The sequence below is a fragment of the Elusimicrobium minutum Pei191 genome (assembly GCF_000020145.1).
Classification (GTDB): domain Bacteria; phylum Elusimicrobiota; class Elusimicrobia; order Elusimicrobiales; family Elusimicrobiaceae; genus Elusimicrobium; species Elusimicrobium minutum.
Genome location: NC_010644.1, coordinates 1,249,207 through 1,273,879, shown reverse-complemented (window position 1 = coordinate 1,273,879; position 24,673 = coordinate 1,249,207). Strand labels below are relative to the sequence as shown.

General features: G+C 40.1%; 28 protein-coding genes. 23 read left to right on the top strand and 5 right to left on the bottom strand.

All coding sequences use genetic code 11. The annotated features are described in order from the left end of the window. Positions 1-60: 60 nt before the first annotated feature. Both creD and EMIN_RS05980 read left to right on the top strand, forming a co-directional pair. Positions 61-1,470, top strand: coding sequence for a cell envelope integrity protein CreD (gene creD / locus EMIN_RS08380; RefSeq protein ID WP_012415341.1), 1,410 nt, complete (start codon positions 61-63; stop codon positions 1,468-1,470). After that, positions 1,470-1,976, top strand: a complete 507-nt coding sequence (locus EMIN_RS05980) for a deoxycytidylate deaminase (RefSeq protein ID WP_012415340.1) — start codon at positions 1,470-1,472, stop codon at positions 1,974-1,976. The genes creD and EMIN_RS05980 overlap by 1 nt, the downstream gene beginning before the upstream one ends. Positions 1,977-2,200: 224 nt before the next feature. Here EMIN_RS05980 and EMIN_RS05975 read toward each other — a convergent pair whose 3' ends face one another. After that, positions 2,201-2,785 carry a ribonuclease HI family protein gene (locus tag EMIN_RS05975; protein ID WP_012415339.1) on the bottom strand — a complete coding sequence of 195 codons (585 nt, stop codon included), beginning with the start codon at positions 2,783-2,785 and terminating at the stop codon, positions 2,201-2,203. Between the two features lie 32 nt (positions 2,786-2,817). On the opposite strand from EMIN_RS05975, the gene rlmN reads away from it, so the two are divergent. The 12 genes from rlmN to EMIN_RS08370 all read left to right on the top strand — a co-directional run bounded on the left by rlmN (position 2,818) and on the right by EMIN_RS08370 (position 14,832). After that, positions 2,818-3,849: a dual-specificity RNA methyltransferase RlmN gene (gene rlmN / locus EMIN_RS05970; protein ID WP_012415338.1), complete on the top strand. Its 1,032-nt coding sequence runs from the start codon at positions 2,818-2,820 to the stop codon at positions 3,847-3,849. Between the two features lies 1 nt (position 3,850). Further along, positions 3,851-4,288: a hypothetical protein gene (locus EMIN_RS05965; RefSeq protein WP_012415337.1), complete on the top strand. Its 438-nt coding sequence runs from the start codon at positions 3,851-3,853 to the stop codon at positions 4,286-4,288. Beyond that, positions 4,285-5,739, top strand: coding sequence for a 7-cyano-7-deazaguanine synthase QueC (queC, locus tag EMIN_RS08615; RefSeq protein ID WP_012415336.1), 1,455 nt, complete (start codon positions 4,285-4,287; stop codon positions 5,737-5,739). Before EMIN_RS05965 ends, queC begins: the two co-directional genes overlap by 4 nt. A 1-nt stretch (position 5,740) precedes the next feature. Then, a complete protein-coding gene (locus tag EMIN_RS05955; protein ID WP_012415335.1) occupies positions 5,741-6,280 on the top strand; it encodes a hypothetical protein in 540 nt (179 codons plus the stop codon). Positions 6,281-6,415: 135 nt separating this feature from the next. After that, complete coding sequence (rpsO, locus tag EMIN_RS05950) at positions 6,416-6,685, top strand: 30S ribosomal protein S15 (protein WP_012415334.1); 270 nt, start codon at positions 6,416-6,418, stop codon at positions 6,683-6,685. 6 nt (positions 6,686-6,691) lie between these two features. Continuing rightward, positions 6,692-8,788 carry a polyribonucleotide nucleotidyltransferase gene (pnp, locus tag EMIN_RS05945; RefSeq protein WP_012415333.1) on the top strand — a complete coding sequence of 699 codons (2,097 nt, stop codon included), beginning with the start codon at positions 6,692-6,694 and terminating at the stop codon, positions 8,786-8,788. Positions 8,789-9,045: 257 nt separating this feature from the next. After that, positions 9,046-9,993 (top strand): PIN/TRAM domain-containing protein, encoded by a 948-nt coding sequence (locus EMIN_RS08375; protein WP_052545827.1) that lies wholly within the window; start codon positions 9,046-9,048, stop codon positions 9,991-9,993. 2 nt (positions 9,994-9,995) lie between these two features. After that, on the top strand, positions 9,996-11,144 hold the full coding sequence (ispD, locus tag EMIN_RS05935; protein WP_012415332.1) for a 2-C-methyl-D-erythritol 4-phosphate cytidylyltransferase: 1,149 nt from the start codon (positions 9,996-9,998) through the stop codon (positions 11,142-11,144). A gap of 8 nt (positions 11,145-11,152) precedes the next feature. Next, positions 11,153-11,662, top strand: a complete 510-nt coding sequence (locus EMIN_RS05930; RefSeq protein WP_012415331.1) for a hypothetical protein — start codon at positions 11,153-11,155, stop codon at positions 11,660-11,662. A gap of 3 nt (positions 11,663-11,665) precedes the next feature. Beyond that, on the top strand, positions 11,666-13,048 hold the full coding sequence (gene cysS, locus EMIN_RS05925) for a cysteine--tRNA ligase (protein WP_012415330.1): 1,383 nt from the start codon (positions 11,666-11,668) through the stop codon (positions 13,046-13,048). A 1-nt stretch (position 13,049) separates the two neighbouring features. Continuing rightward, positions 13,050-14,258 (top strand): adenosine deaminase family protein, encoded by a 1,209-nt coding sequence (locus EMIN_RS05920; protein ID WP_012415329.1) that lies wholly within the window; start codon positions 13,050-13,052, stop codon positions 14,256-14,258. A gap of 100 nt (positions 14,259-14,358) precedes the next feature. Beyond that, a complete protein-coding gene (locus EMIN_RS08370) occupies positions 14,359-14,832 on the top strand; it encodes a type IV pilin protein (RefSeq protein WP_012415328.1) in 474 nt (157 codons plus the stop codon). A 198-nt stretch (positions 14,833-15,030) separates the two neighbouring features. On the opposite strand, the gene EMIN_RS05910 is transcribed toward EMIN_RS08370, so the two are convergent. After that, complete coding sequence (locus EMIN_RS05910) at positions 15,031-16,515, bottom strand: chloride channel protein (protein ID WP_012415327.1); 1,485 nt, start codon at positions 16,513-16,515, stop codon at positions 15,031-15,033. Between the two features lie 71 nt (positions 16,516-16,586). Between EMIN_RS05910 and EMIN_RS05905 the strand changes: the two genes are divergently transcribed. The 7 genes from EMIN_RS05905 to EMIN_RS05875 are packed head-to-tail and all read left to right on the top strand — an operon-like array spanning position 16,587 to position 21,542. Beyond that, the gene (locus EMIN_RS05905; protein ID WP_012415326.1) at positions 16,587-17,234 is read left to right on the top strand and encodes a TatD family nuclease-associated radical SAM protein; all 648 of its coding nucleotides are present in this window, start codon (positions 16,587-16,589) and stop codon (positions 17,232-17,234) included. Further along, on the top strand, positions 17,221-17,697 hold the full coding sequence (locus EMIN_RS05900; protein ID WP_012415325.1) for an early set domain-containing protein: 477 nt from the start codon (positions 17,221-17,223) through the stop codon (positions 17,695-17,697). The genes EMIN_RS05905 and EMIN_RS05900 overlap by 14 nt, the downstream gene beginning before the upstream one ends. Before the next feature lies 1 nt (position 17,698). After that, positions 17,699-18,157, top strand: a complete 459-nt coding sequence (gene tsaE / locus EMIN_RS05895; RefSeq protein WP_012415324.1) for a tRNA (adenosine(37)-N6)-threonylcarbamoyltransferase complex ATPase subunit type 1 TsaE — start codon at positions 17,699-17,701, stop codon at positions 18,155-18,157. A gap of 1 nt (position 18,158) precedes the next feature. Next, positions 18,159-18,842, top strand: coding sequence for a tRNA (adenosine(37)-N6)-threonylcarbamoyltransferase complex dimerization subunit type 1 TsaB (gene tsaB / locus EMIN_RS08365; RefSeq protein WP_012415323.1), 684 nt, complete (start codon positions 18,159-18,161; stop codon positions 18,840-18,842). Then, a complete protein-coding gene (gene rimI / locus EMIN_RS05885; RefSeq protein ID WP_012415322.1) occupies positions 18,839-19,276 on the top strand; it encodes a ribosomal protein S18-alanine N-acetyltransferase in 438 nt (145 codons plus the stop codon). Before tsaB ends, rimI begins: the two co-directional genes overlap by 4 nt. After that, positions 19,273-20,808: a tetratricopeptide repeat protein gene (locus EMIN_RS05880; RefSeq protein WP_012415321.1), complete on the top strand. Its 1,536-nt coding sequence runs from the start codon at positions 19,273-19,275 to the stop codon at positions 20,806-20,808. The genes rimI and EMIN_RS05880 overlap by 4 nt, the downstream gene beginning before the upstream one ends. Positions 20,809-20,810: 2 nt before the next feature. Further along, complete coding sequence (locus EMIN_RS05875; RefSeq protein WP_012415320.1) at positions 20,811-21,542, top strand: acyl-[acyl-carrier-protein] thioesterase; 732 nt, start codon at positions 20,811-20,813, stop codon at positions 21,540-21,542. A 44-nt stretch (positions 21,543-21,586) separates the two neighbouring features. Here the strand turns inward: EMIN_RS05875 and ruvC are convergent, their stop codons facing one another. After that, positions 21,587-22,156: a crossover junction endodeoxyribonuclease RuvC gene (ruvC, locus tag EMIN_RS05870; protein ID WP_012415319.1), complete on the bottom strand. Its 570-nt coding sequence runs from the start codon at positions 22,154-22,156 to the stop codon at positions 21,587-21,589. 46 nt (positions 22,157-22,202) lie between these two features. Further along, complete coding sequence (locus tag EMIN_RS05865) at positions 22,203-22,955, bottom strand: YebC/PmpR family DNA-binding transcriptional regulator (RefSeq protein WP_012415318.1); 753 nt, start codon at positions 22,953-22,955, stop codon at positions 22,203-22,205. A 126-nt stretch (positions 22,956-23,081) separates the two neighbouring features. Between EMIN_RS05865 and EMIN_RS08610 the strand changes: the two genes are divergently transcribed. Beyond that, positions 23,082-23,909: a sulfite exporter TauE/SafE family protein gene (locus EMIN_RS08610; protein WP_012415317.1), complete on the top strand. Its 828-nt coding sequence runs from the start codon at positions 23,082-23,084 to the stop codon at positions 23,907-23,909. Beyond that, positions 23,906-24,163, top strand: coding sequence for a hypothetical protein (locus EMIN_RS05850; protein WP_012415316.1), 258 nt, complete (start codon positions 23,906-23,908; stop codon positions 24,161-24,163). The genes EMIN_RS08610 and EMIN_RS05850 overlap by 4 nt, the downstream gene beginning before the upstream one ends. On the opposite strand, the gene EMIN_RS05845 is transcribed toward EMIN_RS05850, so the two are convergent. Next, on the bottom strand, positions 24,147-24,665 hold the full coding sequence (locus tag EMIN_RS05845) for a hypothetical protein (protein WP_012415315.1): 519 nt from the start codon (positions 24,663-24,665) through the stop codon (positions 24,147-24,149). The genes EMIN_RS05850 and EMIN_RS05845 overlap by 17 nt on opposite strands. Positions 24,666-24,673 lie beyond the last annotated feature (8 nt).

Here is a 24,673-nt window from a genome sequence, read left to right as displayed (position 1 = left end):
ATTAGGTTTTGCTTTTTGGTTTTGGCGGCCTATTTTATATTCAAAAAATAAGGAGCAGGTATGAGTGAAAAAAAATTTAATTTTAAAATAATATTAAAAGCGGGCGTTATAGGCGTGCTTTTGCTTTTAATGTTAATTCCGCTTTCTTTTGTTAAAGGCGTGGTAAAGGAAAGAAGCAATTATAAAAACGACGCTTTTAAAACAATCTCGGGGTCCTGGGGGAAAGATCAGCTTATAGCGGCGCCTTTTTTAAATGTTCCTTATTCCTATATATATCAGGAAAAAGATAAAGATGGCAAAGTAAAAGACGTTAAAAGGTATGGCATTTACAAAATTTCACCGTCTAAATTAGAGGCGGACGTAAACATTATTCCGCAAATAAGATATATAGGCATTTTCAAATTACCGGTTTACACGGCTGAAGTAACGCTTAAAGGCGCTTTTGGCAAAATGGATGATACCGAAGGCAGGACTGTTGATTTATCCAAAACACAGATGACTATTGAAGTTGCTGATTTAAAAGGCGTTGCCAAACTGCCTGAAGGCAGTTTTAATAACAGAAAACTTGATTTTGCCCCTTATACGGGCAGTAACGCCGTTCTTTTCAGTTCCGCTTTAGGTAATGATGAGGACTACAAAGACATTGCGGTTTTAACTAAGACCGAAGATTCAATGCGGGGGCATTATAAAGAATACGGCAGTTACGGAAATCGGCCGGGCAATCAATTAAAAGCGATAGGTTCTGCCGTAAATTATTCAAACACCTCCTCGGATTTTGAGGTTAAATTCGCTTTAAGAGGTTCAAACACAATTAATTTTGTTCCGGCGGCAAAAGAAAATAAATTTATAGTTAAATCATCCTGGAAAGACCCTTTATTTTTTAACAGTTTTTTGCCTGACTCAAAAACAATAAGCTCGGACGGGTTTTCGGCCGAATGGAATATTTCTTACCTAGCGAGCGGTATTGCGCAAATGTTTGAAAGTTTGGATATTACGCCTTCAATATTCGGCGTAAAACTTTCCATGCCCGTGGATAATTACCGCAACGGGCTGCGCTCGGTTAAGTACGGTATTTTGTTTTTATCTTTAACATTTTTAGCCTGCTTTGTTTTTGAAATAGCAGGTAAAATGCCCATACATCCTTTCCAATATGTTTTAGTCGGATTGGCTATGGCGGTATTCTATCTGCTTTTGGTTTCAATATCGGAATTTATTCCTTTCGGCTGGTCTTATATGATTGCATCGGCCGCGGTGGTTTTAATGGTAGGCGCTTACGCGCGCTACGGAGTTATTAAAAAACAGGGCACCAAATATTTTTGGATTCCCGCTGGTATAATAGCTGTGCTTTACATGTATCTGTATGTTCTTTTGCAGCTGCAGGATTTGTCGCTCCTTTTAGGTTCTTTGGGATTATTCCTGGGCCTTGGGGCGGTTATGTATACAACCAGAAATATTAATTGGTACGAATAATGAAAAATAAACATAAATTATTTATTGAAATGGCAAAACTTATTGCCGCCCAAAGCACCTGCTGCCGCCTTCAGGTAGGCGCGGTGCTTGTTAAAGATAACAGAGTTATAAGTATAGGTTACAACGGCGTGCCTTCGGGGCAGTGCCATTGTGACGATAACTTTGCCGAAATTTATAAGAAAGAATTTTCCTCCCAATATGCGACTTTGGAAGAATTTCTAAAAAGCCCGGACTTCTTTAAAGTGCATGGGCAGTGGTCTATGGATAATGAATTGCACGCCGAACAAAACGCTATTTTGTTTGCGGCTAAAAACGGAATCTCCACAGCGGGCGCTACTGTTTACGTAACGCTTTCACCGTGCATAAACTGCGCAAAAGTTATTGTAAGCGCCGGCATTGAAAGAGTTTATTTTTTAGACCTCTATGACAGGTCCCAAGAAGGAAACGTGTTTCTTGCCAAAAGCGGTATAGAATGTCGCCAGCTTACGGCGGAAGAAATAGCTTAAAAGTTTAATGTTTTTGTTTTAAAAAAATCCCGCGTTTTAAAACGCGGGATTTTTTTATGAGAGTACGAAGTTTCCCCTGCTTAAACCGGGGTATGGATAATATATTGATTTCACAACACCTCCGCCTTGTTGCTGCGGAGGTGTTGCTGTTGAGTGAAATCGCAAAGTGAAGCTTTGAAACAAAAGAAACCTCGGGCTTAAACCCGGGGTTTCTTTTGCCAAGATTAAAACAATTCTAATTGTTCAGGTTCTGCTTTCTTTGTTTTTGAAGTTTTATTTTTTGCGGACGCGGGGGAGAGCGGCTTTTCTTCCTCCTCGGTTTTTGCGCTTAAGTGGTTAATAATTTTTTCTTTATTTTGGGTTTTGTAAAAATTTTCAGCGTCAGCTTTCATTTTTTGGATAACAGGTTTTGTGGCTTTATCCATAGCTATATTGGCAAGCTTGTCGGCTTCTTTATTTTTCTCACGGGGTACATGCGCTATCTGCACGGAGGAAAACGGCTTTGCCTTTTTACGTATTTCTTCCATTATAGGCACCAGATTTGGGCTTTTAATTTTATATTCGCCTAAAAATTGTTTAACAAGCAATTGTGAATCGGCGTAAATTTGTATATGTGTGGCTTTTAGTTTAGCCGCCGCGCCAAAAGCGAAAAGAAGCGCTTTAAACTCAGCCTCGTTATTTGTGCAAATACCTAAAAAAACGCCTTCCTGCGCAATAATTTTACCCTTGGCGTCTTTTATAACGTAAGCGCTGGCTCCCGGCCCGGGGTTGCCGCGCGAGCCTCCGTCAACATTGATAATAACTTTCATATTACCATTATACAAAATGCTAAAATATAACTATGAATTTTGAAAAGATAAAAGACTTTATAAAAGAGAATGGATTTCCCGCTTATCGTATAGCGCAGGTTAAAGACGCTGTTTACAAAAACGGTATTACCGATTGGAACAAGGCCGTAGCTCTCCCCGCAGATTTAAAAAATAAATTAAAAGATAATTTTAATATTCTTTCTTTTACCGCGGCAAAAATGCAATTTTCCGATAAAGACCGCACGGCAAAAGCCTTGTTAAAATTAGAAGATGGCCTTAAAATAGAAACCGTGCTTATGCGCATGGGTGATGTTTGGACAGTGTGCGTTTCCACGCAGGTAGGCTGTCCGGTGGGATGCAGTTTTTGCTCCACCGGTAAAATGAGATTTAAGCGTGATTTAACGGACGAGGAAATCTCTGACCAGGTTTTATTTTGGTTAAGTTATATTAAGCAGGAAAAACTTGCCCAGCGTATTAACAATGTTGTTTTTATGGGCATGGGAGAGCCGCTTTTTAACTATCTAAACACTGTTAAAGCCGTAAAAGAAATATCCAACCCCGACAGGCTTGGCATAGGCATGAGGCATATTTCAATTTCCACCTCCGGCGTGGCGGATAAATTTCACAACCTGGCGGTTGATTTGCCGCAGGTTAATTTGGCGCTTTCGCTTCACAGCGCGGATGATGATGAAAGAAATAAAATCGTTCCTTTAAACCGCAAGTTTAATTTAGAAACGCTTCAAAAAGCTTTAACGGAATATATTGCCATGACCGGCAGGCAGGTTTTTATAGAATACACGGTAGTTGAGGGCGTTAATGACAGGCCCGAACATATCAGGCTGCTCGGTAAATGGATAAGCGGCGTAAAAGATAATTATCTTTTGCACGTTAATTTAATAGCCTGTAATATGGGCAAGGGGAAAACCACTTCCGAAAAACAGGTTAAACTTTTTGCCAAAGGATTGCAGGGCCTTCACATAAGCGTAACAATACGCAAAAGTTTAGGTAATGACATTCTTGCCGCCTGCGGCCAGCTTGCGGTTAAGGAAAGTAAGGAGAAATAAAATGAAAAAATTTTTAATTTCCGTTTTGGTTTTAAAGAAAATTATAACTTTAATACTTATTCTTTTTATAATGGGATGCATGGGTATTTTTGTAAGCGAGCCAGACTGGATACAAATAGGCCCTATGTTTGAACCTAATAAAGGCAAAATAGATATTTACGCCGACCAAAGTGAAATTAAACGTCCTTACGGAAACCTTGGGGTAGCCAGAATAAAAGGCGTTGTGCAAAAAAGAGATGATTTAAAAGACGCTCTTCACACATTAACAAAATATGCGGCGCACAAAGGGGCCGACGGGATTTATATAGGCCAGTCGCCCGAAGAAGGAAAGGGAACTGTTGTGCTTGTGGGGTACGCCATTAAATATGTTGATAATTTAAGCGAGCAGGATAAACAAGCTATTGATGAATATAAAATTATGGGAGTGTTGCAAGAATGAATATTGTAGTCGCGAATTCAGTTTTTGACTGCGAAAATTGGGAAGGCAACGCGCTTGTTATAGACGTTTTAAGAAGTTCCACAACCGTTTGCGCTCTTGTAAACAGGGGGAAAGAGGATATAAGAGTTTACGGGGATAAAGATTTGGCGGCCCATTATAAAAACACGCGAAGCGAAGTTGAACTTTTTTCGGAACTTATTATTGAAGGGGTAAATAAAGAAGACAACTCGCCTTTTTTAGCAGGCAAAAGCAACCCTAAAAAACCGGGTGCTATAGTTACTACGGCTGGAACTCCCGCGGTTATGTCTTTGGAAAACGCTAAAGAAATTTTTATGGGCGGTTATTGCAATATTTACACGCTTTCAAGTTATTTAAAATCTTTAAAAGAAGATCTTCTGATAGTTCCTTCCAATCTGTTCGGGCATTCCAGCGATATTGAGGACGCCGTCTGCGCGGAAAGTTATATGCAAATGTTTTCCGGCCTTGGAAATACCGAGCAGGATATCCAAACAATAAAAAATACCGCGAGGTATGAGGATTTTATTAAAAACGGCCCTAAAACCGCTGTTAAAGACGCCGCGCTTTGTCTTACGGTTAATTCCATTCCCGTTATACCGATTATAAAGATTATGGGCGGTTACGGGGTTGTCTGTACTCCTTTTAATAAAGAAAAAGTTTTAAAAAGGGAAGAAGAATCGGGAATGAAAGCAGTAAATAATAATATAGATTCTTCCGTTATGCCTTCTATAACTCAAAGACGGGAAATACCGGCTAAAGTTGAAGAAAATAAAACTTCTAAAAAGAAAGCCGTTGTTCTTTTTTCAGGCGGGTTGGATTCAACAGTTTGCTTATATTGGGCGTTAAAAGAAGGTTATGAATGTTATGCTTTAAGTGTTGCTTACGGGCAAAAACATTTAAAGGAAATTGAGGTAGCCCAACGTCTTGCCAAACAGGCGGGCGTTACTCACAAGCATATTGAAATTAATTTGCCTTGGCTTGCTGAGGCCACTTCTTTGGTAGGCGGCGCGGAAATACCCGCTACACCTATGGAGCAAATAGGCAAAAGCATTCCTTCCACATATGTTCCGGCTCGTAATTTGATTTTTGTTTCTTTAGGCGCTTCATGGGCGGACAGTATCGGTGCGGAAGCTGTTGTTTTAGGCCCTAACGCGGTTGATTATTCCGGCTATCCCGACTGTACGCCGCAGTTTTATAAACCGCTTTCGGAAGCTGTAAGAGTGGGGACCAGGCTTGGTAAAAAATTTGAAATTTTAACCCCTATTATAAAGCTTAATAAAGCCGAAATAGTAAAATTGGGGCGCAAACTTGGCGCTCCTTTGGAACAGACTTGGACCTGTTATAACGGCGGTGAAAAACCTTGCGGAGTTTGCGAATCTTGCAAATTAAGGCGCAAAGGTTTTGAAGACGCCGGTGAAAGAGAGGAGTATTAATATGAAAAAACTTTTAACTGTTTTTATTTTTACGTTTTTAGCTTTGCCTGTTTTTTGCGCATGCGACGGCGTTTGTGAAGAATCTAAAACCGAAAACTGTACAACCTGCAAAGAAGCAGGCAAAGATATTAAAACGCCTACGGACGCTTTTGACATGGGCGCTTTTTCCCAATCCAGAAAAGAAAAAGATAAGGCGGAAAAAGAAATAGAAACTTTAAAAGAAAAATATAAAACCGCCTCTGCTAAAGAAAAACCCGCTGTTAAGGCCGAGCTTAATAAGTTTATGTCCGCGCAGCACGATAAAAAAATAAAAGCCCAGCGCCTGCAAATAGAAAGGCAGCAGGAAAAGCTTAAATCGTGGGCAGAAGCTCTTAATGAGCAGGAAAAAAATAAAAAAGAACTTATTTCAAAAGAAGTAGATGATATTTTGGCCGGTAAAAACACAAAAACGCCCTGGGAAAACCTGAAGGAGAAAAAAACAAAAGATGCCGGAAGTTTAAAGCGAAAGGCAATGAAGTCCGCCGCTAAGGCCAATAAATAATTTGTATAATATGGAAGCAGTAAATAAAAGATTAAAAAAGGAGAAGGTTGGACTTAGGCTTGGTTTTCCGTTTGGGAGTATGAAGTAAGCGGGGAAAACTCGGTCTACCAGTCGTCAACCTAAGAGTGAAAAACAATGGTATTATCAGTAAATGACAGAAAAGAAATTATGGGCAAATTCCAGGCTTCAGCCGCAGACACCGGCAGCCCGGCCGTACAAGTAGCGCTCATTACAGAAAGAATCAAATATCTTTCCGGACACCTCAAAGCAAACCCGAAAGACTTTGCCGGGGAAAGAGGTCTTACCAAATTAGTAGGCCAAAGAAAAAGACTTCTTTCTTATTTGAAGAAAAAAGATTTCGCCAAATATACCCAAGTTACAAAAGAACTTAACTTAAGGAAATAATAAATAATGTCTAATATAAATAAAACAACCCAAGACGTCATAGTGGGAGATAAAACTCTATCACTGGAAACGGGCTGGGTAGCAAAACAGGCAGACGGCAGCGTAATAGCCCGCATGGGTGATACAATGGTGCTTGCCACAGCAGTTTCAGATAAAGTGCAAAAACCCGGAATTTCCGACTTTGTTCCTTTAACCGTTAATTATAAAGAAAGAACATACGCCGCGGGTAAAATCCCCGGCGGTTTTTTCAAAAGAGAATCAAGAGCCAGCAAAAAAGAAACCTTGGCAAGCCGCATCATTGACCGTTCTTTAAGACCTTTGTTCCCTTCAGGCTATACCTGCGAAACAAATGTTACCGCTATGGTATTATCGGCCGATGGTGTTTATGATACAGAAGTTCTTGCCGTAATGGCATCGTCAACGGCTTTGATTATCTCTTCTATTCCGTTCACAACGCCTGTTGCCGCGGTAAGAATCGGCAGACTTAACGGCAATTTTATCGTCAACCCTACCTTAGAAGAACAAAAATCATGTGATATGGACCTTATCATATCAGGTTCTTTAGAAGGCATGCTTATGGTTGAAGGCGGCGCTAAAGAAGTTTCCGAAGAAGACGTTATTAAAGCTTTAGAAACAGCCAAACCCGCTATTGATATTTTATGCAAAGCGCAGCTTGAACTTAAAGAAAAAGCCGGTAAAGAGAAATTCAGCTTCCAGGCGGAAACTGTTCCCCAGGATGTAGTTGATTTGGGTAACAATAAATACAGAGCTGAAGTCGCAAATATTTTAAACGCTTTTTACGACAAGCAGACAAGAGACGTTAAAATAGCCGAGCTTAAAGCCGCTTTCGCGGAAGAAATTAAAGAAGCCCACGGCGATAACGCTTCCACCTTCGCGGGTATTACGATGGAAAATCTTTCTTATGAAGAATCCCGCAAACTCGTGCTTGAAAAAGGTGTTCGCGTCGATGGCAGAAAGACCGACGAAATCAGACAGCTTAACAGCATCACCGGTTTACTTCCCAGAGCGCACGGTTCGGCTTTATTTACAAGAGGCCAGACACAGGGCTTAGTGGTTACCACATTAGGCACATCGGGCGACGCCCAGCTTGTTGAAAGCTTAGAAGAAAGCTATGATGAAACATTTATGCTTCACTATAACTTCCCCGGTTTTTCCACTGGCGAATGTAAACCTGACAGAGCCCCCGGCAGACGTGAAATCGGCCACGGCGAACTTGCGAGAAGAGCACTTTTACCTTTAATTCCGGACGCGGATAAATTTCCTTACACAATAAGGGTTGTATCCGACATTATGGAATCAAACGGTTCAAGCTCAATGGCAAGCGTTTGCGGCGGTTCTTTATCCTTATTTGACGCAGGCGTTCCCATGAAAGCCGCGTGCTCGGGCATTGCCATGGGTCTTATTAAAGAAGGCGATAAATACGCGGTTCTTTCCGATATTATGGGCCTTGAAGACCACCTCGGAGATATGGACTTTAAGCTTACCGGTTCACGCAACGGTATAACCGCTTTCCAGATGGACGTTAAATTAGCGGGCGGTATTTCTATAGAAATATTAAAAGAAGCCGTAGCGCAGGCCACAAAAGGCAGAATGCATATTATGGACCATATGGACAGCGTGTTACCTGAACCCAGGAAAGACGTTTCCAAATTCGCTCCCGTCATTTATACAATGAGGATTCCTCAAGATAAAATAGGCGCCTTAATAGGCCCCGGCGGTAAAAATATCAAAAGAATTACCGAGACAACGGATACAAAAATTGATATTAATGACGACGGCGTTGTGCAGATAGCCGCGGTCAACGGTGATAAACTTGCCATGGCTAAGGCCGAAATCGAACTTTTAACCGCGGAAGTTGAACTTAACAAAATCTACAAAGGCAAAGTAGTTTCAATACAGCCTTTTGGCGCTTTTGTTGAGCTTATTCCCGGTAAAGACGGCTTGCTCCACATCTCTGAAATCGACAAAAAACGCATTAATAAGGTTGAAGATGTCCTTAAAATGGGCGATATTGTTGAAGTTAAAGTTGTGGAAATTGACAACAACGGCAAAGTCCGCTTGTCACGCAAAGTATTGCTTTAATTTTTAGCTTTGCACTTAAGCCCGCCTTTAAAAGGCGGGCTTTTTTTTGTAAAAAAATATATAGCGTGAATATTTGTTTGCGGGGCGTTTTTCTTTATCAAAAGCTAAAATGGGTTTTGGCGGAAAAAGTGCGTATAATCTGAACCCCAACAGGTTTAACGGCTGTTTTTTGTTGTTTTATAAACAAATATTTCTCATAACGTTTATATTTTTGCTAATATGTATATATATTTATATAAATATCTTACGGAGGATATATGTCTCTTTGGCTTTTCAGGCTGTCTGCTTTAGTTGCTTTCCCTTTTTTAACTTATAATTTTATACAAAATGATAAAGTCGGTTTGCTTGCCGGCCTCGCATGCGCGGTTATTTTAATTTTTGTAGAAGTTGTCTTTAAAAAATTACGTCTTATAAAGATAATGATATTTTTATTCGGTGGTATAATGGGTTATTTTGTTTACGCTTTTTTTGACCACTGCGTTTTTAGAATGAATATTCCTGATTTTACCTATTATTGGGATAAGTATGAAATGTGGGTTCAGGTGGCATTGGTTTCTATAGGCGCTATCGTAAGCGTAATAAAATCACGCGATTTAGAAGGTTTAAACAAAATAGGCAAACATTTAAAAGTTATTGACATAACAGCCTTTATCGACGGACGTGTTGTTGATTTGGTTGACACGGGTTTTTTATCAGGCGTTTTGGTTTTTCCTAAATTCGTACTTGATTATTTAGATAATTTGGCAAACTCAAAAGACGCTTTGGAACGCGCCAAAGGAAGGCGCGGGCTTGACGTGGTAGCCAGACTTCAGGAACAGACAGAGGTTCCTGTAAGAATAACAAATAAAGCTGTTGACGCCGATACTGAAGCGGAAAGAATCATTAAACTGGCACAAGGTTTAAAGGCGGAAGTTGTTACTTTAGATTTTAACGTAAATAAAATGGGCGCTATTTATGACGTTGTTGTTTTAAACATAAGCGACTTGGCCACGGCTCTTAAACCGGTTGTTTTGCCGGGCGAAACTATGTCTTTATTTATTATGAAAGACGGTAAAGAAAAAGACCAGGGCGTCGGCTATCTTGACGACGGTACCATGGTTGTTGTTGAGGAAGGAAGAAAGCATGTCGGTAAACGCGTGGAAGTTTCCGTTTATTCTATACTTCAAACCTCGGCCGGAAGAATGATATTTGCAAAAGTAAAATAAGTATGAACGATTTTAAGGTTTCGGCTATTATAGTTGCGGGGGGCAGCGGCACCAGAATGGGGCGTCCTAAACAGATGCTTGATATTGCCGGCAAACCCGCGCTTGCAAGAACGGTTGAGGCTTTTAAAAAAGTAAAAAATATTACGGAAATTATTGTTGTTTCCGCGCCGGAAACGGCGGCGGAAATTAAAAAAATATTTCCCGAAATTAAAACCGTTGCGCCCGGTGCGACAAGATTAGGTTCCGTAATAAGCGGTGTTGAAGCGGTTGATAAAAACGCGGATGTCATTTCCGTGCATGACGGCGCCAGGCCGCTTGTAAACCCGGAAAAAGTTGATTTAGCGCTTAAAACAGCCTATGATAAAGGCGCCAGCGTTTTAGCTGTGCCCGTTAAAGACACTATTAAAGAATGTTCAAACGGCGTTGTGTGTAAAACCTTGGACCGCGGAGTTTTATACGCCGCCCAAACCCCGCAAAGCTACAGGGCGGATGTTTTAAAAAACGCTTTAGAAAAATACGGCAAAGAGTTAAACGCTACGGATGAATCCCAGCTTGTTGAAAAAACGGGCGTTAAAGTAAATATTGTCGAGTCCGACTATAAAAATATTAAAATAACAACTCCGGAAGATTTAATTATGGCAGAAGCTTTAGTTAAAGAAGATAAAGAAACAATTTACAGAACAGGCATTGGCTTTGATCTGCACAGGCTTGTTGAGGGGCGTAAACTTTTTATAGGCGGTTTGGAAATACCGCATACAAAAGGCTTTTTGGGCCACAGCGACGGCGACGTTGTTTTGCATGCTGTGTGCGACGCGGCTTTGGGCGCGGTTTGCGCCGGCGAAATTGGTGTTTATTACCCGCCTACCGATGCTAAAATAGAAGGCATTTCCAGTGTTGATATAGCTAAAAAAGTTATAGAAATATTAAAAGAAAAAAACGCCAGAATCGTTCACATAGACGCGGTTATAATAACGGAAGAACCGAAAATGAAACCGCATTATCAGGCTATACGTGAAAGCCTTGGCAAAGTTTTTAATATGGGGGTTGACAGTATCAGCTTTAAATCCAAAAGCCATGAAAAACTTGGCGACATCGGCGCGGGTAACGCTGCTATGTGCCAGTGTGTTGTAACAGTAAAAACAGAGAGGTAGACTTAAGTATGAATTATAAAAAATTGTTTGTGATTTTAACGCTTGGCATGTTTATTTTTGCTTGTACTCCTAACAGGACTGACATAAAAAGAAAGCCGTCCATTGATTATTCCGAATACGAAAGTATTAATTATGAGGGCGAGTTTAACGCTGTTGAAGAATCTGAAGACGGTGATTTTGTAGGCCAAAGTAGTTTAAGCTCCCGCAATATATACGGCGACGCCGTTGTTATTGTGGCAAGCAAAAAAATTACGCTTGGCAGAAGGGCAAGCTCTAAAGAGATGGGCTTATTCCAGGCCAGTTTAGACAAAGCGTATTTAGAATCTAAAAGAGCTTTTAACCCGCAGGGGTTTACGTTTTCAATGTCTCCGGCGGGGGCTATTAATCCGTTATCCGATATAGAAGTGCAGTGTATTTTAAGCCAGGAAAGCGCTAACGACGTCGGCCAAAAAACCTGCGATTTGTTTTTTAAGTCTTTAAGAACGGAGTATGCTTTAGCTTTAGAATCAGCGGAATAATATATGCAGCTTTATAACAGTTTAACCAAAGAAAAAGAAAAAATAGTTCCCATAAATGTTGATTACGCCACCATGTACGCGTGCGGCCCCACTGTTTATAATTATGCCCATATCGGCAATTTAAGGACTTATATTTTTGAAGATATTCTTGTGCGCGCGCTCCGTTTGGAGATGCCGGTTAAGCATGTTATGAATGTTACCGATGTCGGGCACCTTACCTCGGACGGTGACAGCGGGGATGATAAAATGGAGCTCGGTGCGGCAAGGGAAGGTAAATCAGCCTGGGATATCGCCAAGTTTTACGAAAAAAAGTTTTTTGAGGATTTTGATTCTCTTAACTGCGTCCGCCCCAGCGTAATATCAAGAGCTACCGAGCATATTAAAGAAATGATTGAGCTTGTTTCGATTCTTGAACAAAAAGGTTTTACTTATAAAACTTCAGACGGTATTTATTATGACACTTCCAAATTTTCCCATTATCATGACTTGGTGGGCGCTTCGCACATAAGCGGTTTAAAAAGCGGCGCCAGGGTGGAATTTAATACGGAAAAAAGAAACCCGAGCGACTTTGCTTTATGGAAATTTTCACCCAAAGACAAAAAAAGACAAATGGAGTGGGACAGCCCGTGGGGAACAGGTTTTCCCGGTTGGCACATTGAATGTTCCGCCATGGCAATGAAGTATTTAGGCCCAACCATAGATATACATTGCGGCGGTATAGACCATGTTGCAATACATCACACAAACGAAATCGCGCAGAGCGAAGCCGCTACCGGCAAGCAGTATGTGCGGTACTGGGTGCACGGCGAGTTTTTGGTTTTGCACGCGGGCAAAATGTCTAAATCGGATGGAACTTTTTTAACTTTGGACGCGCTTAAAGAAAAGGGTTATAAACCTTTAGATTACAGATATTTATGCCTTGGCGCGCATTACAGAACCCAGTTGGAGTTTACCTTTGAAAGTTTAGACTTTGCCAAAGCCAGTTTAAAAGGACTGCGTGATCGAGCGAAGGCTTTAAAAGACGGCGTTGTCGACGAGGCGCAGGTTGAGGAGTTTAAAGCAAAATTTGCTGCCGCTTTAAAAGATGATTTAAACACTTCAAAAGGTTTAGCCGTTATATGGGAAACGTTAAAGAGCAACGCCGCTGATGGAACAAAAAAAGAATTTTTAAAATATACCGAATTTGTTTTCGCCTTAGATTTATTTAAAGTTGAAAAAGAAGCCGGGGTTGAAATTCCTGCCGAAGTGCAGTCTTTATTAGACGAACGCGCTAATGCCAGGAAAGAAAAGGACTTTAAAAAGTCCGACGAATTGCGTGATAAAATAAACACGCTGGGGTTTATTGTTAAAGATACTCCCCAAGGACAAAAGCTGGAGGCAAAATAATATGCCTGATATGGATTTTATAACCAAAATCCCCAAAACGGATTTACACGTACATTTAGACGGTTCCATGCGTTTAAGCACATTAATTGAATTAGCTAAAAAAGATAAAATAGAACTTCCCGATTATACCGAAGACGGCCTTAGAAAAAAAGTTTTTAAACCTAAATATAACAGTCTTGTAGAATATCTTAAAGGTTTTAACTATACAACTCTTGTTATGCAAAGCCGTTCAAATATTGAACGGATAGCTTACGAACTTGCTAAAGACAATATTGCAGAAGGCGTGAGATATATAGAAGTGCGTTTCGCGCCGCAGTTGCATACGGCTGCTAAAATGACAAGCGAGGAAGCGCTCCGTTCCGTGGCTAAAGGTTTAAAAAAAGCGGCTGATGAGCATAATAACAGCAAAGTTGTTAAAACGGGCGAAGATATTAAATTTTATTTTGGCATTATAGCCTGCGCAATGAGAAGTTTTAATGAAAACATGTCTCCTTATTACAGGCGTTTGCTCAGTGCCTTATCACACGCGCCTAAGGACGAGGCCTTTGCCGCCGCTTCCATGGAACTGGCCAGAACAGTAGTAAGGCTTGTTAATGAAGAGCATTTACCCATTGTAGGTTTTGATCTTGCCGGGCAGGAAGAAGGTTATCCCGCGGAAGACCATAAAAAAGCTTACCAGTTTGTTCACAAACATTTTATAAGAAAAACAGTTCACGCAGGCGAAGCTTACGGGCCGGAATCGATTTTCCAGGCTATTACGGATTGTCACGCCAACCGTATAGGACACGGCACATTTTTATTTGCCACTGATATGATTAAAGACAAAAGCATAAAAGACCGCAAAAAATATGTTGAGGATTTATCCACCTACATAGCCAGTGAGCGTATAGGAGTTGAGGTTTGTTTGACAAGCAATTTGCAAACTAACCCGGCCATTAAAACTATATCTGACCACCCTGTAAAAGAAATGATTAAGCGCGGGCTTTCAGTAAGTATCTGCACGGATAACAGGCTTGTGTCTAACACAACCGTTTCTAAAGAGTTAAAACTTTTGTCAGATAATTTTAAACTTACAAAGCAGGAATTTAGAAATATAATAATAGCGGGTTTTAAAGGGGCTTTCTTTCCGGGTAATTATAATGATAAAAGAACTTTTGTAAGAAACGCCGTAAAAAAGTACAATAAACTCACAGAAGAGGTTTTTAAGTAAACGTAAAGTAGTAAATAAAAAATTGTTTAATATCTTACAACTTGTTTATGCAATTGCGCTAAATAAAAAGATACCAAGTATAAAAAAGGATGAGAATATTATGAAAACAGGGTTTACATTAATAGAGTTGCTTGTGGTGGTTTTAATTATAGGCATATTGGCCGCTATTGCGTTGCCGCAGTACACCTCCGCGGTAGAAAAAAGCCGAGCTTCCGAAGCACTTATATTAGGCAAGAATATTGTTGATTCTTTACAGCGTTATAATTTACAAACCGGGGAATGGACCAACGACTTCTCCAACTTAGATATTGAAATTCCGTCGGGATATACTGCAAGTGGAGATTTGGCTAAAAGCAAAAATTTCAAAATACAGCTTGACACTTTGCAAGCAACGCTTCCGCCTGCTATCAGAATTATAAAGTTGAACTCCGCAGGTTCCAACACGGACTACTATTTTTACTGGATTGTTGATAAAAATTACCGCACATGCAATGTTTTTCCAAACAGTGCCATTGGAATGCGGTTATGCAAATCTTACGGCGGAGAAGTGGTAAACGGCGCATATGTGTTTTAGATATAAATAAACCCCCAGGGCTTACGCCCGGGGGTTCTTTTGTTTCAAAGATTGCGCGATTTCACTCAACAACAAACAGCAACCCCTCCGCAGCAGCAAGGCGGAGGGGTTGTGAAATCAGGATACTATACATTCCCCGGCTTACGCAGGGGGCCCGTACTGGCATAAATAAAACTCCCGTTTATATAAGCGGGAGTTTTATTTTTTTTCGTCTTTGTCAACATTTTGTTCTTGTTCTTTAAACTTTGGCATTAAATGCTTAAATATGCTTTTAGAAATTTCTTTTTCGCCGGTTTTCTCCGCCGCCGCGGAAGAGTTGCCAGATTCTTTTTTACGCTTAACATATTTGTGTTGGTTTTCTTCTTGTGGTATTAAGTGTTTTGCAAGTTTTAAAAAACTGGCTTTTTTAACGGGCATTCTTTTTCTGTGTGTGTGGGATACTGCCAGTTCCGGGTCAGAAATTGTTTTATCAAAAGAAACTCTTTGCTTGGCGAATACGCTTCTTTGTCCTGTTACCAAAAAGCTTATAACACAGCAAACTGCGGCGTAAGGCGCTATTTGCGGGCCGAATAATTCAATAGCCATAATACTTGAGGCTAAAGGCGCGTTTGTAGCTCCCGCCAGTACGGCTACAACGCCTAAAGCCGCTACGGTAGCCGGGTCAATTTGCAAAAATTCCCCCAACACAGCTCCTGCCTGCGAGCCTATAAAAAATATAGGTGTTACTATACCGCCAACCCCGCCTGCTGAAAATGTAATGGCGGTTGTAATCATTTTAAACAGGGAACCTAACGCGAAGGAAGGCTCCGCGCTGCCGTGTAAGATAGCGTTAGTTTCTTCCATGCCTAACCCCAAAAATTCAGGCGATAAAAGCAGTCCCACTGCTACAAGTATAGCTCCGCCGGTAAAAGCCTTCCAAAAAAAAGAAAATTTTATAGATATATATCTGAAAACAACTCTAAAAAGTTTCATTATTTCTATAAATAATAATGAGATAAGCCCGAAGAACAACCCCGCAAAAAGTATTTTTAAAAAGAAACCTTCCGTAAAGACAGGCACAACCGGTATCGGGTGGTAAATATATGTAACGCCTAGCGCGCTTGTAACCTGGTAAGCTGTTATCCCGGCTACCAGCGCCGGGAACATTACCTCATAAAAAATATAACCTACCCATAAAACTTCAAGCCCGAATATCGCGCCCGATATAGGCACGCCGAATACTCCCGCAAAGCCGGCGCTCACGCCGCAAATCATTAATTTTCTGCGGTCTTCATTAGAAAGTTTTAGCAAACGGGCGGAAAAAGAGGCAAGGCCTGCCCCTACGTCCGCACAAGGGGCTTCTTTACCCGCCGATCCGCCCGCAGATATTGTTAAAACAGGCAGGAAAAAAGCTTTTGCCGCGGAGATAAGCGATATAGGTTTATAAGCGTTAATTTTGTTTATTGCCGCGTCTGTAGAAAAATCCGTATCTTTAGGAAAGACTCGTTTTGATAAAAATGAGGTTAATATAAAAACAAAGGGCAGCCCTACGTAATAAAACGGAAATGAGGTTGTGGTGCTTATAGAATGGTCTAAAATAAATAAAAAGGCCGCGGCCGCTACACCTACTATTGCGCCTATTGCAGTTGAAAGTATAAACCATTTTATGATATTAAGGAAAACGCCCCTCTGGTCTTTAAACATATAATATATATTACAAAATTGTTAATGTTTTTTCCGAAACAAAAGTTTACACAAAAAGATATAATAAAATTATGCAGATAAAGGAAATTTCTATAGTATACCGTTTTAAAAACTCACTTTATATTAACCTGACAAACAGGTGTCCCAATCTTTGTGTTTTTTGTATAAAATCAAAGTGGGAAATGCGTTTTGAAGGGTATAACCTTAATTTAGAGGGTAAAGAGCCTTCCGCCCAAGAAGTTGTGGCCAAAATACACGGGGAGCTTGCCAAAGCTTCGGTTGAGCAAATTGTTTTTTGTGGCTATGGCGAACCTACCGTCAAACTGCCCGTTCTTACGGAAATTTGCGATATTTTAAACGCCGAGATGAAAGAGGGTAAAATTGGCAAAAGTATAATACGTTTAAATACCATAGGCCTGGGCAACAAAATTTGGGGCCGTGATATCGTGCCCGATTTACAAGGCAGAATAAAACAGATTTATATAAGCTTAAATTCAAATAAACCCGAACAATGGGCAAAACTTGTGCGTCCCGCAAAAGGCTATGAAGACGGCTTTGAAAGCGTTGTGGGTTTTATTAAAAATTGTATCGGTAAATTTGACAAGGTTGTCGTAAGCACTGTTGAAGGCCTTGGTGTTGATACCCAAGATATGGGTAATTTTGTAAAGGAGCTTGGAGCGGAATTTTACGTCCGCAGTTTTTTAGATGACGAAAACTAATAACAATAAACAAGAAAAAAAAGAAAATCAAAAAAGTAAGGATAATATAATACCCATGGTTTTATCTTTACTTATGCTTTCTTTTTGTTTGTTTTTGCTTCTGTCCGCAGTCCAAAACTATTACAGCGGTCTGAAAACGCAAAGAAATAAGCCTGTTGAAATAAGTAAATCTAAAAAAACGCCTAAGCCGCTTGCATTTGATACCGAAATCAAATTCAGAAAATTTTTTATTACGGCTCCCAACGCTAAAGAAGTAAGACTGCTTGCCGATTTTAATGAATTCGGCAAAACGCCTATTATTTTAACCCCCTATAAAAAAGGATATTTTGACACTTCCGTCGCTCTTGCGGCGGGGGAATATAAGTATGTGTTTTTGGTTGACGGTAAAGAAGTGTTAGACCCTTTGAACAAAGATATTATCGAGTACGAAGGCCGGGAAGTTTGCGTAAAAACGGTGAGATAAAGTGTATAAAATAACTTCTAATAATCCCCAAGATACGCGCGGTTTGGCGCAAAAAATAGCTTTAAACCTTAAAGGCGGGGAAATACTTTTTTTATACGGTCCTATCGGCGCGGGTAAAACAGTTTTTGTTAAAGCGCTGGCAAAGGCGCTCGGTTTAAAAGGCAGTCCGGTAAGCGCCAGTTTTAGTTTGATGAAAGAATATAAGGGCAAAGGCAAAAAAATGTATCACGCCGATTTGTTCAGGCTTGAGGAAAACGAAATGTTTAACCTCGGTTTTGAAGCAATGTTAGAAGACGAAAACGCCATAATAGTTGTTGAGTGGCCGGGGCCTATGGAAAAACTTATAAAATCCTCGGTTATAAAAGCGGATTTCATTTTAAAAGAAGGCGACGCGCGTGAAATAATTTTTACTGCCTCCGGCGCTAAAGCAGAAAATTTTTTAAAAACGGTATTTGGTTAATATGAAAGAAAATATTATTTTAGCCGTGGACACAACGTCATCCCCTCTTTTAGTATGTTTAAAAAAGGGGAAAAACAAAGCCATAAGCATTAAAAAGAACGGCGTTAAACAGGAAGAATATTTATTCCCCGCTATTAAAAAAGCGTTAGCTAAGGAAAACATTTCTTTAAAAGACGTTACCAAAGTTTTTTATGTGCGCGGCCCGGGCAGATTTACGGGTATAAGAATAGGCCTTACTCTTGCCGGCATGCTGCGCGGTTTAACTGGCGCGGAAGCCTGCAGCGCCACAATGTTTGAAGTGCTCTACCTGCAAACACAAAATTCCAAAGAATTTAAAACCTGGATTAAAAACAACCTCGGCGGCAAAGCCGCGGTTGTGTTGCATGCTTTCAGGGAAGAATATTTTTTACAAATTTTTGACGGAAGCGAACCGCGCTGGTTCGACAAAGAAGAAATGTTTGCTTTTATGGCTTCATATAACGCGCCGCTTTTTGTTACGGGGTTTGACAAGGAAAAAACTTCTTTAAATGAAATGTTCGCGGGTGCTAAATATACATTAGGGTCCGCTAAACTTTGCTCGGTTAATAAAAATTCTTTAATAAACATGGCTTTAATAACCGGTTTTGAAAAGAACACTTTAGAACCTTTATACCTAAAACCCGCGCGGTTTGAGTTGGGAAAATGATAGAAATATCAGAAGCTAAACTGTCTTTGGTAAAAGAAATAGCGGGGGTGGAATTTTCACAGCCGTACGGCGCGCTTTGGGGTGTAAAAGGTTTTAAGTCCGAGTTTGAAAATAAATTTGCCCACATTTTAACCGCGCTTAAGGACGGTAAGGTTATTGGTTTTATAAGCGTGCGCGCGGTGGCTGACACGGCCGAACTTTTAAACCTTGCCGTTTTGCCCGTGCAGACCAAAAAGGGGGCGGCTTCCAAACTTTTGGACGCCATGTTTAACCGTTTAAAAAATTTAGGGGTAAAAACGGTTACTCTTGAAGTTAATGAAACCAACCTGCCCGCCGTTAATTTATATAAAAAGTTTGGTTTTAAAGTTATAGGAAAAAGGGGAAAGTTTTACAACGGCGTTCAAGACGCGTTGTTAATGAAAGCAGATTTATGAAAAAATTTTTATGTTTTTTAATTTTATCCGCGCCGTTTTTTCTACAAGCGGCCGAGCCTGACTACGGCAAAACGTTTTATATGGACTATATAAAAGGCCTTTTGCATGTTAGCGATAAAAAATATGACAAGGCGCTTGATCATTTTGAGAAAAATTTAAAGGAATTTCCCGAGTCCGAGTTTCTAAAAACGCTTATTTTGCAAACTGCAATAGCTGCCGGGAAAGAAGATAACTATGAGGAAATAGCAAAAGAGGTTTCCCAATATAAAGATAAAAACTCTTTAATTGCTTCCGCTGCTTACAGCTGGTCAAAAGGACATTTGAAAGACGCTCTTTCTTATTATGAAAGCGCGCTCGCTTTGGATCCTGAAAATACGGCTATTTTGGCCCAGTATCTTACGCTTTTAAACGGTATGGACAGTGAAAGAGCCGTGGCCTTTTTGGAAGAATACGCCGAAAAAGTGCCCGAACTTGCGGCGGTTATTTTTCAGGAAGCGGGCAATGTTAATTTGAAAAGGGGCCGTACGGAAGACGCTCTTACCATGTATTTTAAAGCAACGAAAGCAAACCCCCGATATGCGGAAGCCTATATAAGCCGGGCTGAAATTTACCAAAAGCAGTCTAAATTACAAGAATCGCTTAAAGAATATAAAAAACTTGAAGACATGGGTTTAGCGGACACGTATGTTTACCTTAGAATAGGAACGCTGCATGTTCTTTTAAAAAATATTCCTGAAGCAAGAAAATATTTTGAAAAAATTTTATCTTATGATCCTTCCAGCATTTTGGCCAACCAGTTCATGGCTGCTATATCGGAGGATGAAAAAAATTATGCTGCCGCTTTAAAATATTTGCAAGCGGCCGGAGATTACAAAACCAATGCTTCAAAACTTTTGCAGGCTTCTTTTTACGCGGCGAGAATGGGAAATGCGGAAGAAGCGTCATCCATTTTAGATAATGCTTACAAAGTATCCGATAAAAGCGTTGAGGTAGGTTATTTTTATGCGGTGTCTTTGCAAGATTTAGGTAAGCATAAGGAAGCTGTTAAAATTTTTAAAGAGATTTTGTCCCAAACTCCGCAATATGAAAAAGCGCGTATGATGTACGGCGTTTCTTTAGACGCTTTGGGCGATAACGCGGAGCTTGAAAAACAAATGAGAATAGTTGTAGGGCAAAATCCCGCTAATTCCGAGGCTCTAAACTCTTTAGCCTACGCGTTGCTTGAGCAAAACAAAAAACTAAAGGAAGCTAAAAAACATATTGACAGATCACTACAGCTTAAGCCTGACGATTATGCAACCATTGATTCACTGGGATGGTATTATTATAAAACTAAAGATTATGATAAAGCGCTTGAATATTTTGAAAAAGCTTTGTCCAAAATGCCGGACGATAAAGTTATAGCTGGGCATAAGGGGCTTGCTCTGTACCGTTTGGGAAGGTATAAAGAAGCTTTGCCGTGGATTATAAAGGCTGAAGATAAAAAGCTAAATAAGTATATAAAAAAAGCAGAAAAAAAATCGGGGGAATAAGTATGACGGAATTAGAATTTAAACCGAGATATTACGAAGCGGCTCTTGACGACAGTATACCTGTTCATATGCTTTGTAATTATCTTCAGGAAGGAGCCGGGCAGGACGCGAATAATCTTTCCTTTGGGCGGGAACAAATAGGCGAGCACGGCGTAGCATGGGTATTAAGCCGCATGCAGATTGAGCTTATTAATAAAGCGGTTTTGGGTAAAAAACTTAAAGTAAAAACATGGCCCAGCTTTTCTGAAAAAATAATAAGCAGAAGAGAATATATTATTACTGATGAAGATGGAAAAATAATTTTAAAATGTTCTTCCTGGTGGCTTATATTAAATTTAAACACCCGTAAAATAACCCGTATTCCTCAGCATATGCTTGATTTAAATACTGAAAAACCGGATTTTATGGTTGAAGAAGGCAACTTTAAATTAAAAACGCCTCAGGACGCTAAACCTGTTTTTTCAAAAGACTTTTTGGTTCGTTTGGAGGATATTGACTGCAACGGGCATGTTAATAACACACATTATATAGCCTGGGCTATCGAAACGCTTCCCGCGGAGGTTGTTAAAAATAAAACGATTAAAAGTTTAAGAATAAATTTTAAGTCAGAGTGTATTGACGGAAATAAAATAAAATCCTTTGTTTATGATAACGGCAACAGCGAATATATTCACGAACTTGTAAGAGAAGATGACGGGAAAGAAGTTTTCAGGCTGGTTTCAAACTGGCAATAGGCAACAGTTTAAAAAATAAAACCCGCGCTGGTAACGCGGGTTTTTTATTTCTTTTTAATTTGCTGTTGCTTGGCGGCGTTTATCTTTGCCAAAAACTCGGCCTGTAAATTAATTTTTTCTTTTAAAGGAGCTGTTTTTAAATGGCATATGCCTATTGCAATAGCGTCGGCCACGTCGTCAGGCTCAGGCTTTTTGGTAAGTTTTAAAGTAAGCTGCACCATACGCTGTATCTGTGCTTTTCCCGCTGTTCCGCTGCCGCAGATTACGCTTTTAACTTTCTTTGGGCTGTAGGAATTAATATTAAGCCCTTTAAGATGCGCGGCAAGTAAGATAACGCCCCTTGTCTGTATGGTTTGGCTTACGGTAATGGCTCTTTTTAAAAAAAACATTTCTTCCATGGCGACGTGATTAGGTTTATAGGCTTCGGCAAGTTTGCCTATTTCATTAAAAATATATTCAAGACGTTCGGGCAAAGCGGAATCTTTGGAGCTGTGTATAAGTCCGCAGGCTGTTAAACGGATATTGGAATTTTTATCGCGCGTAAGGATTGCCCAGCCTGTTCTGTCCAAACCGGGATCAATTCCTAAAACCGTTGTTAAAGCGTTATTATCCATAAGAGTTTAAAGTAACGGCGGTCATATGACCGCCGTTATTATTTTTTTATTTGGAAATTTTTTCCATTATTTCATCAGGTATATTATAGTTTGAGTAAACGGCTTTTGTATCGTCGTGATCGTCAAGTTCGTCCATCATTTTCATAATTGACTGCGCCGCGTTTTCATCTGTTATTTCCGTTTCCGTATCGGGTATCATTGTAAGAGTGGCCGATTCTGTTTTCACGCCTTTTTCTTCTAATGCTTTTTTAACAATATCTAAACTTTCCGGCGCGGTAAAAACTTCATGCACTTCACTTTCGGATTTAATATCGTCCGCTCCGGCTTCAATAGCAATATCCATCAGGCTTTCTTCAGATATTGTTTCTTTATTAATTATGATAAGGCCTTTTTTCTTAAACATATAAGAAACGCAGCCCGTGGTGCCGATGCTGCCGCCTCTGCTTGTAAAAATTTTGCGTATTTCTGAGAATGTGCGGTTTTTATTGTCCGTAGTACAGTCAACAATAACGGCTATTGAGCTCGGGCCGTAACCTTCATAGGTAATTTCTTCGTAAGTGGCGCCTTCAAGCTGGCCGGTGCCTTTCATGATAGCGCGTTTGATATTGTCCGCTGGCATGTTTGCCGCTTTAGCGTCTTCAACGGCTTTTCTCAGACGGGGATTATTTTCAAGTTCAGCGCCGCCCATTTTGGCCGCTATGGTAATTTCTCTTATAATTCTTGTAAAAACTTTGCCTCTTTTAGAGTCTAAAAGAGCTTTTTTATGTTTAATACCTGCCCAGTGTGAATGTCCGCCCATAAGTAGGAACTCCTTTTGTGAAATTGCGCTGCGCAACAGCGAAGAGTGTTTAAATAAAATTTTAGCACTGCGTTATTTTTCTATTTTAGCAAATTTTCCGTATACTTAATTTGATATCATATAAATATGAGTCATATTTGGTTGCTTTTACCCGTCGGGTTTATAATAGGTTTTATGGGCAGTATGTTCGGTATAGGGGGTGGCATTTTTATAGTGCCTATACTGCATTTCGGTTTTGGAGTTCCTCTGCACCAGGCTGTTGCCTGTTCTTTACTCACTGTAGTTGCCTCTTCCATGATGTCTACCATGGCAAAAATACAAAGCGGCGTTATTAATATAAGAATTTCAAAATCTTTAGAAATACCTTCAATTTTAGGCGCTATAATAGGGTCAAACATTATAGGGGCTTTGCCGATAGGAGTTATAAAAGTTATGTTTTCCATAGTGGCTGCCGCTATGGCTTTTAACATGTTGAAAAATCCTTTTAAAGTTTTAACAGGAAAAAAGGTAAATGAGCCCTACTATGAAAGTAAAGAGTGCTCTTTTGCGGATTCTTATAGAGATAAAGCCACAGGCAAAACTGTTTTTTACCAGGCTAAAAATTTAAAATGGGCCGTTCCGCTTTCAGTGTTCGCGGGGTTTTTATCTTCAACTTTAGGCGTTGGCGGTGGCGTAATTAATGTGCCGTTAATGACAAACGTATGCAAACTTCCAATTAAAGTCGCAAGCGGCACAAGCTCTTATAAATTAGGGCTTACCGCCTGCGCGGGCGCTTTGGTTTATTTCAGAAAAGGCTATGTAGTTGAAGATGTTACCGTTATGGTTATACTTGGTATTTTAGCGGGCGCGTGGCTTGGTATTAATATGCTTCTTAAAATAAAGGCTTTTTATGTTGAGGTTTTATTCGGCCTTCTTATGCTGAGCATAGCGCTTAAAATGGCGGTTAGTTTATGAAAGACAGGGCTTTAAAAAAGAATATTCATTATGTCCTTTTAGCGGGGCTTAGCCTGGTGGTGCTCAGCGCGGCGCTTTATGTGTTTTTAGGCGGCGTTTGGGGCAAAATATCTTTAGGTATTCTTTTAGCTTTGCCTCCTTTAAGGCTTGTTATTGAAGTGCACGGTTTTGCTAAAACAAAACTTTACGGTTTTATGCTTATCTCTCTTACTCTTATTTTAATGCTTTTTACAGAATTTATTTTCCTTGGGTAGTTCCGTTGGCGGGGGCTGCTGCTTGCTCCGCCTCTTTTTGGCTTTCTTCGGCGGCGATAGACGCTTGGGAGGCGTCTCTTGCGTCCTTTTGGTCCTCAAAATATTTTTCCAAAGTTTTTTTGGAGCTGTTATAGTCCGCCGCCGCTTTTGAATATTCCGAAGTTGTGGGTGAACCGTTGTTATTTTTTGCTATTTCCGCCTGGTATCTGTATTTTCTTATTTGGTAGGCTTGCAATAAAAGGGTGGTTTCTAAAGAGTTGACCAGGCTTTTTGCGGTTTCTTTATCAACGTTGGGGCTGGCGTTTAAAGCCGCCTCAACCGCTTTAATTGTTTCATGCGTTTTTTCTAAAGTAAATTGGTTTATGTCGGTGCCGAAGGTTTTTAAATCAGGCATTGAAATGGCCGACGCGGCCGACGCGTCTTTCTGCGGCAGGTAAATATTGCCTATATATACCCCGCCTGCAAATATAAGAAGTAAAAGTAATAGCTTAATAAGTTTCATATTTTAAT